This window comes from Methanobrevibacter thaueri (genome assembly GCF_003111625.1).
Lineage (GTDB): Archaea > Methanobacteriota > Methanobacteria > Methanobacteriales > Methanobacteriaceae > Methanocatella > Methanocatella thaueri.
Genome location: NZ_MZGS01000019.1, coordinates 20,249 through 35,733 on the forward strand (window position 1 = coordinate 20,249; position 15,485 = coordinate 35,733).

General features: G+C 35.1%; 11 protein-coding genes. 6 read left to right on the forward strand and 5 right to left on the reverse strand.

The window, feature by feature from the left end:
* Positions 1–9 precede the first annotated feature (9 nt).
* Entirely contained in the window at positions 10–2,646 is a 2,637-nt protein-coding gene (locus tag MBBTH_RS04075; RefSeq protein ID WP_116591850.1) for a PQQ-binding-like beta-propeller repeat protein, read from the reverse strand.
* Between the two features lie 260 nt (positions 2,647–2,906).
* Between MBBTH_RS04075 and MBBTH_RS04080 the strand changes: the two genes are divergently transcribed.
* Positions 2,907–7,673 carry an Ig-like domain-containing protein gene (locus MBBTH_RS04080; protein ID WP_116591784.1) on the forward strand — a complete coding sequence of 1,589 codons (4,767 nt, stop codon included), beginning with the start codon at positions 2,907–2,909 and terminating at the stop codon, positions 7,671–7,673.
* A gap of 268 nt (positions 7,674–7,941) precedes the next feature.
* Positions 7,942–8,292 carry a carboxymuconolactone decarboxylase family protein gene (locus tag MBBTH_RS04085; RefSeq protein WP_116591785.1) on the forward strand — a complete coding sequence of 117 codons (351 nt, stop codon included), beginning with the start codon at positions 7,942–7,944 and terminating at the stop codon, positions 8,290–8,292.
* A gap of 64 nt (positions 8,293–8,356) precedes the next feature.
* Here the strand turns inward: MBBTH_RS04085 and MBBTH_RS04090 are convergent, their stop codons facing one another.
* Together MBBTH_RS04090 and MBBTH_RS04095 are read right to left on the reverse strand one after the other, a co-directional pair.
* Positions 8,357–8,854: a hypothetical protein gene (locus tag MBBTH_RS04090; RefSeq protein WP_116591786.1), complete on the reverse strand. Its 498-nt coding sequence runs from the start codon at positions 8,852–8,854 to the stop codon at positions 8,357–8,359.
* Between the two features lie 114 nt (positions 8,855–8,968).
* Positions 8,969–9,898, reverse strand: coding sequence for a CPBP family intramembrane glutamic endopeptidase (locus MBBTH_RS04095; RefSeq protein ID WP_116591787.1), 930 nt, complete (start codon positions 9,896–9,898; stop codon positions 8,969–8,971).
* 146 nt (positions 9,899–10,044) lie between these two features.
* Between MBBTH_RS04095 and MBBTH_RS04100 the strand changes: the two genes are divergently transcribed.
* The 4 genes from MBBTH_RS04100 to MBBTH_RS04115 all read left to right on the forward strand — a co-directional run bounded on the left by MBBTH_RS04100 (position 10,045) and on the right by MBBTH_RS04115 (position 14,071).
* Entirely contained in the window at positions 10,045–10,311 is a 267-nt protein-coding gene (locus tag MBBTH_RS04100) for a DUF6110 family protein (RefSeq protein ID WP_116591788.1), read from the forward strand.
* 21 nt (positions 10,312–10,332) lie between these two features.
* On the forward strand, positions 10,333–12,468 hold the full coding sequence (locus MBBTH_RS04105; RefSeq protein ID WP_116591789.1) for a heavy metal translocating P-type ATPase: 2,136 nt from the start codon (positions 10,333–10,335) through the stop codon (positions 12,466–12,468).
* Between the two features lie 92 nt (positions 12,469–12,560).
* Positions 12,561–13,310, forward strand: a complete 750-nt coding sequence (locus tag MBBTH_RS04110; protein ID WP_116591790.1) for an ABC transporter permease — start codon at positions 12,561–12,563, stop codon at positions 13,308–13,310.
* Positions 13,311–13,318: 8 nt separating this feature from the next.
* Positions 13,319–14,071 carry an ABC transporter ATP-binding protein gene (locus tag MBBTH_RS04115; RefSeq protein WP_116591791.1) on the forward strand — a complete coding sequence of 251 codons (753 nt, stop codon included), beginning with the start codon at positions 13,319–13,321 and terminating at the stop codon, positions 14,069–14,071.
* Here the strand turns inward: MBBTH_RS04115 and thiD are convergent.
* Both thiD and cofC read right to left on the reverse strand, forming a co-directional pair.
* Entirely contained in the window at positions 14,054–14,806 is a 753-nt protein-coding gene (gene thiD, locus MBBTH_RS04120) for a bifunctional hydroxymethylpyrimidine kinase/phosphomethylpyrimidine kinase (RefSeq protein ID WP_116591792.1), read from the reverse strand. The genes MBBTH_RS04115 and thiD overlap by 18 nt on opposite strands.
* Positions 14,807–15,481 (reverse strand): 2-phospho-L-lactate guanylyltransferase, encoded by a 675-nt coding sequence (gene cofC / locus MBBTH_RS04125; protein WP_116591793.1) that lies wholly within the window; start codon positions 15,479–15,481, stop codon positions 14,807–14,809.
* Positions 15,482–15,485: the final 4 nt, after the last annotated feature.

Sequence of the window (15,485 nt, forward strand, 5' to 3'; positions counted from 1 at the left end):
TCTCCCCCATTAATATGTTAAAGCATAAAACATGCCATTTTCAGTTCCAATATAAACAAAATCGTTATTTATGGCAATTCCTCCAACAATAGAAGAATTTGTATTAAATGCCCATGACAAATAATTGTTAATGGTAGCACTTTCTCCACAAGTTGTATCAACTACCCATAAGATACCTGCATCATCACCAATATACAACATTCCATCATAAGCTGCCATAGCTGATGAAACATGGTTCACCTGAAAACCATCATCTTCATAAAGATAAAATGGATATCCGTAATCATCATGATTTATGTCTAGGTCAATGAAGTAAATATGTCCATCTTCAGTTACAGTATATAAATAATCATAAGTATAACCATCAATAATCAATAATTCACCAATTTCATCCATATAAAAACCATTAGGACCGTTTATTCCATCATCTGTAAATAAAACTCCACAAGATTCAGTAGTGTTCATCAAAATATAATAATAATGATTATTATAATCAATTGCAAAATTACCTACAGCCCCTACAATAGGGATTAATAAAAGTTGACCATTGCTTAAATCACCAATTAACAATCCTTCAACTGTGTTAACAAGGAAACAACCAGTATCAGTTATAATAGGTTGTGATAATAATGCTGGGGAACCATAAGGTATATTATTAATTTCTAAAATACTATGAGAATAAACATAATCTCCATTTTCATAAGTAACAACAGTAATCCAAGTATTATTATTCACACCATAACCATATTCACTAGCAATATAAATATTTCCATAAGCGTCCATTACTGGAGCATAAAGACTAGATCCTTGGTAAATATTATTATTGGTCAATGAAACACCAGTATCCAAATCAAGAATATATAATTTATCCCATGAACAAGGGGCATAAATTACATCATTATCAACAAGTAATTCATGGAAATACCCCCAATCACTAGTAACATTCCACACATAAGTACCATCAATATAATAACAATACAAAGTATGTCCAGCAGGAATTAAAATATAATTACCTTCAATAACAGGAGTACCACTTAAAGCATCCCCTAAATTAACTGTCCAATTAACATTACCTCTGTGAATGTCTTCAGGAATCTCTATATCCCCACTTGTACCATTAGTCTCATTTTCTTCTTCGGGTTCGGTATAATTTGAATAATCAGAAACTGTATTGTTATAATGGATTATATTTAATTTATTATTAGCCGCATAAACAGAACCTGTACCATTATTAGGACCATAAAATCTATTATTAATATAAGTTAAGTATGCAGCAGTATTACTGTTACCAGTATATGAATATGCAAGTGCATGACCTGAGTTACTATCTTTAGCAGTGTTATTAACAAATTCACAATTATCAACTGTTAAACTACCTGCACCTGCACCATAAATAGCACCACCTTTACCAAGAATAGCGCTATTATATTTAAAGATAGAATTTGTAATTGTGGCAGTACAACTGCTACTAGAAATAGCTCCACCATTAAGTTTAGGTGCAACATTATTTATAAATTCTGAATTACTAACAGTTAAAGTGCCGGAACTAATAACAATAGCTCCACCATTACCAGTGATTGCAGTATTATCTTCAAATTTAGAATTTTCAATTCTAACAATAGGTATACTGCCATAACTGCTTGCGCCAATTGCTCCACCGCCAGTGTTAGTTTGTGCATCATTGCCTGTGAAGTTGGAATCAATTATAGTTAAATAACTGTATGTGTATAATGCACCACCATTCCATCCAGCGTGATTATTTTTAAAACTAGAACGAACAATTGTAGTGTTTGCATTAGTGTGAGTGTGGATTGCACCAGCCCACCATTCTGCAGAATTGCCTTCAAAAGTAGAATCATAAACTTCTAATTGACCACAGTTATTAATAGCACCAGGTTCAACAGAAGCATAATTATTTTTAAAAATAGTATCTCTAACTACCATATTAACATTAGTTACACTATATTCATTATAATTACTTACAGTACCATAACTTGTTCTACATTTTTCAAAAGTACAATTTATAATATCACAATGACCTAAGTTTAAATGTACTACTGCTTGATGACTACCAGTTGCAGTTACGTTTTCAAAGGTACAATTGTCAAGGACATAATTCCCATTTCCACTAAATTTCATGAGAATATTTCCTCCACAATTTTGGAATCTAATATCTTTTAAAGTTATAGATAAACCATTTGCATTAGAGTAAATTGGAATATTGCTATAACTTACTGGATTACTTGAGCTACTACCCCCAATATAAGTATCAGCAGAACCAATAATGGTTACATCATGATTAATGACTATCTGATTTCCTGGAGTGATATTTGCTCCAAGATATACAGTGTCATAATTGTTATTGTTATATACTGCACTACCCAATTGAGACCAAGAATTAACAGTTGTTGTACCCCGTGAAGGCAGCACATCTTTTTCATCTAAACTAGAACCATCATCTAATGAATTATCCACATCATTAGTTGATAGATCTTCATTATCTTCCAAATCATCTACAGAAATTATATCATCTGCATCATTAGTTGATAAATCTCCGATATTATCAGTGTTTTCTGCAGAAACACATGTGATTCCTACAAGCAACATGATAAACACTATTGAAAAAAATATATGTTTTAACTTCATATTTTCCCCCAATATCTATTTATTATAAAATTTTTTTAACAAGGAAGTAAAAATACAGTTTTTTTACTAAATCCTTCCATAATTGAATAAATAATTTTTAATAAGGTATGTTTGAATTTATATTATCAAACATGATTTAAAAATTATCTATTGAATTATAGTTTATATAAAAAAATATATAAACTTTTCTTGATTAATAATTAAATAAGTGTGAAATACTATTTGTTTTTAAAAGTAATTTTATAATGGGGAGAAAACAAATGAATATCAAAAAATACTTTTTAATAATTATTATTTTATTAATATTTTTAAATTTAACTTGCATATATGCAACGGAAAATAATACGGAGGATTTAGCGACAAATAATGAAAATAATCTTGAAGACATTCTATGTCAAAACAATCAAAATTATGAAGATACGCTATCACAAAATGATGAAATAAACCAAACAAATCAAGAAATTTTAACATTAAATAAACAGGAAGATACTTTATCTGATTTTGAACCATATAACACAGAAATCACATTAATCATCAATGATACGGGTGATTCTGAAGTTAGTGGAAATATTACTGTAGATATCCATTTTTCATTTACAACACCTTGGCATGATGGTGAATTTCCAACATATGACTTTAATGTCTATGAAAACAACACGATAATAAAAAAAATAAATATTGGTGACCAAAATCTACCTGAAATACAGCCAAATGTTAAATACACTGCAGACATATTATTTAATTACACAATTCACTCCAATAGCTATTTAACAACATCATTGTTTGGAGTATACTCAAATACATTGAAATTTGAAAAAATTAAAAACACAATTATTACAAACTTAAACAACACTCAAATAAACATAGACAACACTTACACATCCAACAAGACATGGAATAATAGCGTAGAATCCTTACGAAAAGCAATAATGCTCGCGAAAAATAATGGAACAATAAATTTAAACAATATACTGTTAATACAAGACACTGATAAGACAATACCTATAAATAAAAACATGATAATCATTGGAAATGATGCTTCATTTTTACTCCAAAAAACACAAACATTACTCGAAATAACTCAAAACGCCCAAGTGACATTAATTAACTTAACATTCAACGGGAACAATAATTACATTATATCAAATAAAGGAAAATTACAACTGATAAATTGTACTTTTAAAGATAATAGTTTTGGTTTAATAAATAATGATGGCGAATTGGAAATTAATAATTGTAACATTCATGATATTAATCAATTTTACCAAACAAGAACTGTAAACAGTGATGGATTAATAACCAATAATGGAATCATAAAAATAACAAATACGATATTTAATAACAATAATCTTTTACCATTTAATTTCCCAATTGAATCAACAACATTAAAAGGGATTATTTACAATAACGGAGCATTAATAATTAATGATACGAATTTCACCAATATTAACTATAGATTAATCCATAATGATGGAGAAATCATATTAAAAAATATTTTATTTGATAATATAATTACTACAAGCACTTCATCATTATATGTAATATCCATTAACCAACAATTAAACCAGAATTATACTTACAAGGACTATAAGATTAAAAGTAATGTTAAAACAATTGATGGGGGAGTAATATACAACAATAAAAATCTCAATATCATCAATTCTCTATTCAATAACATCGTTGGGAGCAATGGAGGAGCAATATACAACACCAATAACCTAACAATTACAAACACCACATTCCATAGCACCACAGGAAATAACGGAGGAGCAATATACAACACCAATAACCTAACAATTACAAACACCACATTCCATAGCACCACAGGAAATAACGGAGGAGCAATATACAACACCAACCAGTTAACTATTGAAAACTCCTTATTCAACAATACACAATCAAAAAAATTATATAACGGTGGGTCCATATACAATAAAGGAGAATGCACAATAAATAATTCTATTATAACCGAATCAAAAATTACTATTAGTGGTTATGGTGGAGGAATATATAATGAAGGAATATTGGCTGTTAACAATACATTAATAAACAAATGCCATTCCACCGGAAGCAAATTTGATTCCGCATCAGGTATTGGAATATATAATAAAGGAATAATGGCAATTACAAATAGCCAAATTATAAATAATCATGCACCATCCCCAGAATATATTACAAAAGAGGTAGAGCAACCTGATGGGAGCATATTTATTTATATTACTAATATATATGCTGGAGTAATATCCAATAGTGAAACTGGAAAAGCAACAATAATCAAATCAATTATTAAAGACAATACTATTTCTCATGGTACAAATCAAAATTGGAACATGTATTATGGAACTATTAAAAATGATGGAGAAATGGAGATATCTGGTTGCATATTTGGTAATAACACTCTAAGTGACTGGAATCAAAATTCTGGAGGAGAAGGATCAATAAACTTATACAACACAGGAAAATTAACAGTAATTTACACATATTTACTTGACACTCAAACTTATAGTGGGAGTCTACACGATCCAATGAGTTTTTTATACAATAGTGGAATTACAAACTTAAACTATAATTTTTACTGTTTAAACCCGAATAGTATAATAAGGAATGCAAATCCAAATTATTATTTTATTCCTTCATTTAAAGATGACTATTGTCCAATTAAACTTAACCAAAATGTAAACATCACAATAACACTTGTATTAACTAATGGCCTTGACACAATTCAATTTAATGATTGGGACAAATTACCGGGTTCTGGATTAAACATGTCTATTTACATGAATTCTAAAACTGAAAAATTATTAGATGCATTATTGCAGAATAATATTACATTTAATTTTAATAACACAAATACAAAAGGAGAGTACACATTATTTGCCGATTTTGGAGGCTACACAACTAATACAATTGTTGACATTGGAAAAGAATTTGCAGATATGATTGTGGAGTACAATAATGTCACATACAATGACGGCAATAATGTTACATTTAAAATTAAGGTGACCGACAACAATACTCCCGTATCAGGAAATATAACCCTTACATTTAACAATCAAATATATCAAATCAGACTTAATAACGGAACATGCAATTTTACCATGCCTTCAGATTTAAAACCAAATAATTATACTGTTAAGATTGAATACAATGGTAATGAAGACTATTTTAAAATAAGAAATCACTACTATCAATTTACCATCCATAAAATACAGACCAATATTACTTTAGATGCGCCGGAAGTTAAAATAGGGCAAAATGGGGAATTAACTATAAAAATAAGTCCTTCAACAGCCAACATGAACGGAATATTATATGTTGATGGAAAAGCAAAAACAAGAGCAGATACTAATTCAATAAGGATAATTAACCTTAAAAACTATGTAGTTGGCGTTTACAACTTAACAGTCGTGTTTGATGATGACGAATACTATCTTGGCGGAACTGCAAGCACAATATTCATCGTGAGCAAATACGAAACCAACCTGACAGTCGAAAGCCATGACATCAAAGCAGGTGAAAACGAAACACTGAACATCACAATCAATCCCGGCAACGTCAGGGGAAACGCAGTTCTTCAAATAAACAACGAAACAAGAAACATATTCATCAACGACACCACAACACCAATCACATTGACCGACCTTGAAGAGGGAACATATCAGGTAACCGTATACTACCCCGGCGATGCCAAATATAGCGAATCAACTGCCGCAACCACTTTCAGCGTCTCAAGAATAACCTCACATTTAACAGTCGATTTGACACAGAACATCAACCTCACAGGCAGCATCAAAATACACACCAACCCACTGAACTGCACCGGCGAGGTTGCAATATATGTAAACAATGACGTGACCCTATTGAACCTGACCAACGGATCTGTAAAAACCCAAATCAAACTGAAAAGGGGAAGCAACTACATCTATGTCCACTACAACGGCGACAGGTATTATTCCATAAGCTCCTGGAACACCTCATTCACTATCGAGGGAATTCCTGTGCTCAGCCTGGAAACACAGAAACTGGAAACCGACAGGACCGGCTATGTCAGGATCAACCTTACAGACACCAACAACATCCCATATGAATACACAGACATTACAATCGAGTTCCAGAATACCACAACCGTCCTGAAGAGTGATGAAAATGGTACCGTTTACTATCCAGTCAAAGCAGGTGCGGGAACCTATAATATAACTGCATCCTATGGAAACGCTTCCATTACAAAGACACTTACGGTCAAGACACAGTCAATTTTAAACATTAACATTGAAAGCGTCAATGAGGCAGATGACGTGATGGTTTATGCTACACTCACAGATTCCGCAAACAACAAATTGACCGGGGATGTACTACTTGAGATTAACGGCAACTATTATAGAATCATCGTAAAAGACGGCGCAGGCTCAAGAAACCTTGGCCAGTTCAAGCAGGCCGCATACACCTATACAGCAGCATATCCGGGAAACGACATGCTATGGTCCACAAACCTTACCGGCAGCTTCAAAGTAAACAAGGACAGCTACAAGATCACAGGAAACAAAAACATCATCCAGTACTACGGCGCAACAAAAACATATAAGATAAGACTCACCAACAACAACCAGCCGGTAAAAAATGAGATAATCACAATAAAAATAAACAAGAACACCGTAAAAATAAAAACCGACAATCAAGGCTATGCTTCACTCAAGCTAAACCTCAAGGCAGGAAAATACACAATCACCGCCACATACAAGAGCGCCAAAGCCTCCAATAAAATCACAATAAAACCTACACTGATAACCAAGAACAAGAAAATCAAAAAGGGAAAGACACTGACCTACACAGCAAAGCTTTTAAACAAAAAAGGCAAACCACTAAAAAACAAAAAGGTAACATTCAAGATAAAAAACAGGAAATACACCGCAAAAACCAACAAGAAGGGAATCGCAAAAATCAAGGTCAAAAACCTCAAAAAGGGAAAACACAAAATCCTAACCACATACAAAAAGCAGAAAAACACAAACACTGTAACCGTTAAGTAAAAACAAAACCTAACCGTCACCACATTCCATTTTTTAAATATGGTTATGCTAAATAAAAGCAATTTTTAATTTTAAATCTTACTGCCCGGATAAGTTACTGATATTCAACACATATGCAAAAGATTAATTAGGAATATCAAAAATAAATCTAATATGAAAAAAGTTTCAAAGATCACGTAAGTATCAGATAATTCAAGAGCTACTAATTATATATAATTTAAAAACGAAATAATTAATTAACTAATAAAATTATTGGAGAGGACAAGATATGAAAGGAGATGTTTATTACGGAAAAGGTATTAGGGAATTGAAAGACAGCCATCCTGACTTATTTGAATTGGTATCCAGCATCAACGAGACTGTATGGGACGGCAAGGTTTTAGATTACAAGACCCAAAAATTAATAGCTATTGGTATCACCGCATCCCGTGCAGACCCAAGAGCAACCAAAAAACAAATCAGAAGTGCTATTGAAGTTCTCGGCATCACCAAAGAGGAAATTGTCGATGTCTTGAGAGTTGTCCTGTTAACTTCAGGTATGCCTGCGTTTTCCAAATCACTTCAAATCTTAAACAGTGTTGTTGAAGCTATTGAAGAGGAAAGGGAAGACAAGGCTTAAGTCTCAATATTTAAGTGTTGTCATAACAATGGATGCTCAGCATTCCATTGGAATTTCTTTTTTTTTAAAATAACGATTTAATTAGTCCTATAATCACCAGAACTATAACGGCGACTATCGCAAGCTTTACTATGGACAGTACCTCATTGGCTATTCCTTTTCCAAATGATTTAAGTTCTTTTTTGGAACTTTTCTTTGAAAATTTCTCTGCCTGCTCCTCCAGTCCCAATTCCTTTAGGGTCTCTTTAATCAATATTTTGGAAAGTCCGGTGGCCGGCGGATTATTGAGATCATTCATGGTTGCACACATTACAGTAGCACCATCCTTGTTCTCATCTGGAATGAAAGATACTCGCATCACCCTTTTAAGCACTTTGCTGAAATGGATGGTTTTAATGATGAGTAACTTTTCCTCCCTGACTAGTGTTCCTTGAAAATGACTATTTTTTTCAGCCACCCTTTCCACTGCATTCATTATTTCTTCAATCGGAAGGTCAATGTGTTCTATTTCGCTATCTGAGGAGCGATACCCTTTTGCATATGTGAAATCATCACCGTTCATATTAAATGCACCTTTTCATTATATTTAATTGTATTTTTGCTTTTAAAGCATTAATATATTGTGTTAAATTGAGTTTACATCGCTCTTGCGTATTTTGGGTGCGGACAGTTCTTTTTAACCTAATGTCTGGCGAATCATCATAATGATATAGAATGCAGTTAAGCAAATCATTCCATAATTTAGGAACATTGTTCTAAAGGGATTTTTAAGCGCAATCTCGGTTTTTTGCCCATTGAATCTGGCCTTTTCCAATTTGGTAAGTCCGTATATTCCAATAATCAGGAATAAAAGTAAAATCATGATATAAGTTATCAAAATCGCAAAATCAAGGGAATTAAAAACTGACATCAGGTTATTAACTGAATTTGCGACAAAGAGGCTCACCACAGATCCCATAAGATTGATGATGCTGTGGAGTATTATGGTGTAGATTATCCTTCCGGTTTTTATGTATACATATGCGAAAAACCCTCCCATAAGCAGCGCATAGAAGAACTGGTTCAGGTTTCCATGAAAGAGTGCAAAAATCACTGCCGAAAGGATTATGGATACCTTTGCCCCGTATTTTATGGTCCTGTCGATTAGAAGTTTTCTGAAGAGTATCTCTTCAAATATTGGGGCCAATAAGCTTATTATTATGAGATTGAACCAAATGTCGGCACTGTTGATTAGCTCTTGGACAGGATTTGTGATGTCGCTTTGCATTGTTGAACTGAGCAATGATGTTATGGCCAGTCCAATGAGATTTCCAATCCACATCAACGTTATGGTAATTCCCAGGTAAAGTATGAAAGTCTTGATGCCGATTCCTGTTTTTTCGAGTTTTGTGCTGCTGATTTTTTTCATTAGCCAGTAAAAGATTGGAAACGGCAGGATATAATTGCAGATTGTGGATACTATGCTGATTATGTTAATGTCAGTTAGATATTGGGGATTTGTCAAATTAATGATGTTTAAAATAATTATTTGAAATATCAGTGTAATGATTCCCAATATCAGATAGTTAAATCCTATTTTTGAGAAAAACTTTTTATGGATATCCATTTTTCCACCAATTTAAGATTGTTGTTTGTTGGTTATATTTATTTGTGCATTGTAGTTTAGGTAATCCTAAACTTTAAATATTAGGCACACCTAAATAATAATAGCTGAGCATTTATTTTTATTAAAGATTAGGAGAGTAGAAAAACATGTCATACAAGAAAGTTTTAGACAAATGCGTAGAACACAAACATGCACTAATTTTTGCAGCAGGAATAGCAACAGCTATAGCAGGAAAAAAAATATTGGAATCACAAACATTTAAAGATACCGCCACAAGAGGAATGGCTTCCGTAATGAGCGTTAGAAAAGACGCTGAAGAATGTTTCCAAGACATGAAAGAAAATGCAGAAGACATTGTAGAAGATGCTCACAGAAAAGACAAAAAAGAAATCTACGTAGAAGCTAAAGAATAATTTTATTTTTAAGGTTGAATAATGAAATACAAGGTAATGTATGATAACGGACCCCGTTTAAGAGTTCGTTCCGGCCAATGGGCCTTCAATGAAAGGGAAGGCTATGGTCTCGCCTCATTACTTCTGGACCAGGGTTTCATCAACGAGGTCTACACTTCCCACAGAAACGGAAGCATCCTGATATACTATGAAGAGGGCATCGAAAACAAGAGGAAAATTTTCGATATCCTTGATGGCATCACACTGGACGACTTATTTGAAGCCGAACCGGTGCAAACCCAGACTTCAAAGGAAATCAGCGAGAATTTCTATATGAAGATATCCAAAATGATTCTCAACAGGATTGGATATAGATTGTTCCTGCCGATGCCAGTCAGGAACGCATTGACAGTTTATCATGCCATGAAATATGTGTGGCATGGACTTGATAGCCTTACACGTTTCAATGTGGATGTCGCTTTGCTTGATGGAGCGGCAGTTGCCGGAGCATTGCTGCACAAGCAATACAAGCCGGCAAGTTCAATGATGTTCTTGTTGTCAATCTCCGATGCATTAGAGGACTACACAATACAGAAGGCCAAATCCACATTAAAGGACAGTCTGGCATTAAACATTGACACAGTATGGGTAGTAGGAGAAGACGGCGAGGAGAAACAGTGTCCTGCTGTCGACATCGAGAGGGGAGATAAAATCAAGATCCATATGGGTGATGTGATACCTGTTGATGGTAAAGTAATAGAAGGCGACGGAATGGTTAATGAGGCCTCAATGACAGGCGAACCGTTGGCCGTTCACAAGATGCCGGGAAAAACAGTTCATGCGGGAACCGTTATTGAAGAGGGCAACCTGATTGTTGAAGTATATTCAATGAACAAGGAAACAAGACTCAATAAGATCATCGACTTGATTGAAAACTCAGAGGAACTAAAGGCCGATACCCAAAGCAAGGCTGAAAAATTGGCCGATTCGATTGTTCCGTACAGCTTTATTGCAACAGCATTAACCTATCTTATTACAAGAAATCCGACAAAGGCGTTGTCCGTCTTGATGGTTGATTTTTCATGCGCGATAAAATTGACAACACCTTTGTCCATCATTTCTGCAATGCGCGAGGCATCAGACAACAGGATGATGATTAAGGGCGGAAAGTTCCTTGAAAGCTATGCCAATGCCGACACAATCGTGTTTGACAAGACAGGAACATTGACAAACGCAACCCCAAAGGTTGTTGACGTGATTCCGATGTCAAAAAGATACGGTCGTGACGACATTTTAAGAATGGCGGCATGCATTGAGGAGCACTTTGCCCACAGTATCGCAACTGCCATCGTAAGGCAAGCCCAAGCTGAAGGCCTTAAGCATGAAGAGGACCACAGTGAGGTTCAATACATTGTGGCACACGGAATTGCAACTGAATATGAAGGCAAGCGTGCTGTAATAGGATCCAAGCACTTCCTGTTTGATGATGAGAAAGTCAAGCTGACCAAGACTCAGGAGAAGAAAATCAAAAAAGAAGCAAAAGAGCATTCTGTTGTTTATCTGGCCATTGATGGAAAACTTGAAGGCTTGATATGCATTGATGATCCGGTAAGACCTGAAGCGAAACATGTCATTGAGGAGCTTAAGGGATTGGGCATTGAAAATGTCATAATGCTTACAGGTGACAGTGAAAGTGGTGCCAAAGCGGGAGCCAAGGCATTAGGCATCACTGAATACAGGTCACAGGTACTTCCTGAAGATAAATCCAGAATTGTCGAAGAGCTGAAAGCTGAAGGCAAGACCGTAATAATGGTTGGGGAGGGTATTAACGATTCACCGGCCCTTGCTGCGGCAGATGTGTCCGTTTCAATGAAGCATTCATCAGATATCGCTCGTGAAGTTGCCGACATATCCCTGTTGTCCGATGACTTGTATGATCTTGTAACCCTGAGGAAATTAAGTGTGGGAATGCTTGATAAAATCAACAGTAACTATCGCAATATCGTTGCGGTGAACGGTTCACTATTGGTTTTAGGCGTACTGGGCGTTATTCCTCCATCAACTTCATCAATGATACACAATCTCTCAACAATGATATTTGGTGTGATGAGTACAAAATCCGTATTAAAAAATTACGATATTGAAGCAAAAGCCATTGAAGTGGCCGACGCTTCATAATTTTTTTCTTTTTTATTTGATTTTTTTTAAAGTTTTTATATCATTAAAACCTAATTATATATGTATAAAAAAATTTTTAAGTTAGTGATTTAATGTTAGAAAATTATAGAAATAAGTTTATTCCATTAATTTTACCGATCTGCATAATCATTTTTTGGTATTTGATTACTGAAGGATTAGGTTTAGTCAATCCTTATATCTTGCCAGGTCCAATAACAGTTTGTCAATCTGCTTGGGAGTTAATATTAAATGGAAAACTTCTTGCGAATACATTAGATACTTTATATAAGGTATTCGGCGGTTTGATTTTAGCGTCTGTTGTTGCAATTCCATTGGGAATTCTTCTTGGAAGCTATAAGACATTGGAGGACATTGCCACCTTGGTAATCAGTATCCTAAGGCCGATACCTCCGGTTGCATGGATTCCATTTTCCATCCTATGGTTCGGAATTGGTATGGTTCCTGCAGTATTCATTATTTTTATGGGTTGTGTATTCCCAATTTTAGTTTATACAATTGATGGAGTTAAAAGAACTGATAAGGTTTTAATTGAATCAGCTCAAACCCTTGGTGCAAGCGATTGGAATGTTTTGAAAAGGGTAATCCTTCCTTCCACCCTTCCATACATTGTATCAGGTCTGAAGGTTGGAATAGGTATTGCCTTGATGTGTACCATTTCCGCCGAAATGGTTGGTTCAAGCAGTGGTTTAGGTTATATGATTTTAACAGCAACTAGTTTATTCGATCCGGGTACAACAGTTGTTGGTATGTTAGACATCGGGTTAATTGGTATCATCTTCGATTATGTATTTACCAAGGCTCAAGATAAGATATTCTGGTAGGTGTTATTGTGCCAATTGAAGTTAAAAATATTAATAAATCATTTATAAGTAAAAAGAATGACCAATTATCAGTTTTAAAAGACATCAATCTAAACATTGATGACGGCGAGCTGGTTTGTCTTTTAGGTCCGTCAGGATGTGGGAAAACAACTCTCCTGAGATTGATAGCCGGTCTTGACCAGCCTACCTCCGGTGAGATTATCGCCAATGGCGAAAAGGTTGTTGAGCCATCCGGTGACAGGGCTGTTATCTTCCAGCAATATTCACTCTTCCCTTGGTTGACAGTTCTTCAGAATGTTACCTTCGGTCTGGAGATGACAAACAAGGGTTCCAAAGAGGAAAACATTGAAACCGCTGAGAGATATTTAACAAGAGTTGGTTTAATTGACTTTAAGGATAGCTATCCTCATGAACTTTCAGGTGGTATGAAGCAAAGGGTTGCAATTATTAGATCCCTGTTAAATCATTCACCAATCTTGCTGATGGATGAGCCATTTTCTGCATTGGATATGCAAAATAGACACAAGCTTCAGGAACAGCTCATTGGGGTTTGGAAAAGATTTGAAAACACAATAGTTTTCGTAACCCACGATGTCGATGAGGCGGTTTATCTTGCCGATAAGATAGTTATAATGGACAAGAATCCGGGCAGAATAAATAAAATCATTGAAGTTGACATTGAAAGGCCAAGAAAAAGGGATTCAAAAGAGTTCATAGCACTTCAAGAGTCAATCGTTGAAAATTTAGATATGGTCGAATAGTTGAATCTTAGCTATTAACGTACCATAATTTCCATTTTTTATTCCTTCATACACATAATCCAGTGCCTTTAGGATTGAAGTGTGAAGGTCATTGTTTTTTGCTAGAAATGCGGTTATCGCTGCAGATAAGTTACATCCGGTGCCGTGAAGGTTGTCGGTTTCAATCAGTTCCTGTTTTACGATTGAGATTTCACCATCGATGTTGATTGTGTTGATTCCATCCAGATGTCCTCCGGTGATGATGCTGTTGCATTTAATCATTTTGGAAGCTTCAATTGCATCTTCCTTGGTGTTAATTTTAAAATCAGCTAATTTTTCGGCTTCAGAAACATTTGGTGTTGTTAAAACGCTAAGGGGAATCAGATATTTGTTGAATGCCTTGGCAATATCCTCTCTTGTCAGGTCTCCGCCGGATGTGGCGACCATGACCGGATCAACAACAGCCTTAAGGTCATATTCCCTAATCTTTTTTGACACCAGCTTGATGATTTCGGGTGAATAGAGCATTCCTGTTTTGATGAACTCGACATCATAGGAATCCATTACGGAGTCAATCTGTTCCTCAATAAACTCCTCTGGAACTGGCATGGTTGAGAAAAACTTGTATGGGTTTTGTGCTGTAAGTGCAGTCACAATTCCGCATCCATAAACACCAATGGCTTGAAAAGCCTTGATGTCGGTTAGAACACCTGCGCCTCCTGAAGGGTCAACGCCTGCAATGCTCATCACAATCATCTAATCATCTCGGGTAACTTTTAATCTTTCAATTCCGCGATGGGACTCCACATTGACCTTAAGCTCTTTTAGGTATTGTCTGGTGTGGGTCTTTTTGCCGTGAATCATGATTTCGCCCAAATCCTCGGCGGTGTTGACATCCAATGCCATGAAAAAGGAATCATGAACCTGTGGGTTCAGGTTCTTCTTCTCGGCGACTTTGAGATGTTCCTCATAACTGAATCCTTCAAATCTTGTACGAATAGCCATAGGTTTCATTATAATCATGTTGGTTCCTCCTCCTTTGGATGGAACAATAATGAAATCCAGATTTTTGGAAGCGTCAATCAACATTTGAACGTTGGTTTTTCCAATCAAAGGAATGTCTGAAGGAACAATAATGATTCTTTTGGTTTTTCCTTTGCATAGCTTCATTGCCTGGGTTAATGCCTTATTCAAGTTGGAGTTTTCATTTTCCAGGATTGTATTGACGTTTAGACTTTCAGCATAGCTCAGCACATCCTCGTCACGGCTGATTACGAATATCTTGTCCACATATTTTTTCAGGGTGTCTGTAACGTCCTGAAGCATCACCTTCAAGAGTTTTTCCCTTTCCTTTTCGGACAGGAATGGGGAAAGTCTGGTTTTTGCGTTTTTGAATGTTGTTACCGGAATTATCGCATAAATGTTATCCATGATA

Excerpts from the sequence above, each read along its gene's own strand:
- MBBTH_RS04075 (WP_116591850.1), bottom strand. The coding sequence starts at position 2,646 with ATGAAGTTAAAACATATATTTTTTTCAATAGTGTTTATCATGTTGCTT.
- MBBTH_RS04080 (WP_116591784.1), top strand. The coding sequence starts at position 2,907 with ATGAATATCAAAAAATACTTTTTAATAATTATTATTTTATTAATATTT.
- MBBTH_RS04085 (WP_116591785.1), top strand. The coding sequence starts at position 7,942 with ATGAAAGGAGATGTTTATTACGGAAAAGGTATTAGGGAATTGAAAGAC.
- MBBTH_RS04090 (WP_116591786.1), bottom strand. The coding sequence starts at position 8,854 with ATGAACGGTGATGATTTCACATATGCAAAAGGGTATCGCTCCTCAGAT.
- MBBTH_RS04095 (WP_116591787.1), bottom strand. The coding sequence starts at position 9,898 with ATGGATATCCATAAAAAGTTTTTCTCAAAAATAGGATTTAACTATCTG.
- MBBTH_RS04100 (WP_116591788.1), top strand. The coding sequence starts at position 10,045 with ATGTCATACAAGAAAGTTTTAGACAAATGCGTAGAACACAAACATGCA.
- MBBTH_RS04105 (WP_116591789.1), top strand. The coding sequence starts at position 10,333 with ATGAAATACAAGGTAATGTATGATAACGGACCCCGTTTAAGAGTTCGT.
- MBBTH_RS04110 (WP_116591790.1), top strand. The coding sequence starts at position 12,561 with ATGTTAGAAAATTATAGAAATAAGTTTATTCCATTAATTTTACCGATC.
- thiD (WP_116591792.1), bottom strand. The coding sequence starts at position 14,806 with ATGATTGTGATGAGCATTGCAGGCGTTGACCCTTCAGGAGGCGCAGGT.
- cofC (WP_116591793.1), bottom strand. The coding sequence starts at position 15,481 with ATGGATAACATTTATGCGATAATTCCGGTAACAACATTCAAAAACGCA.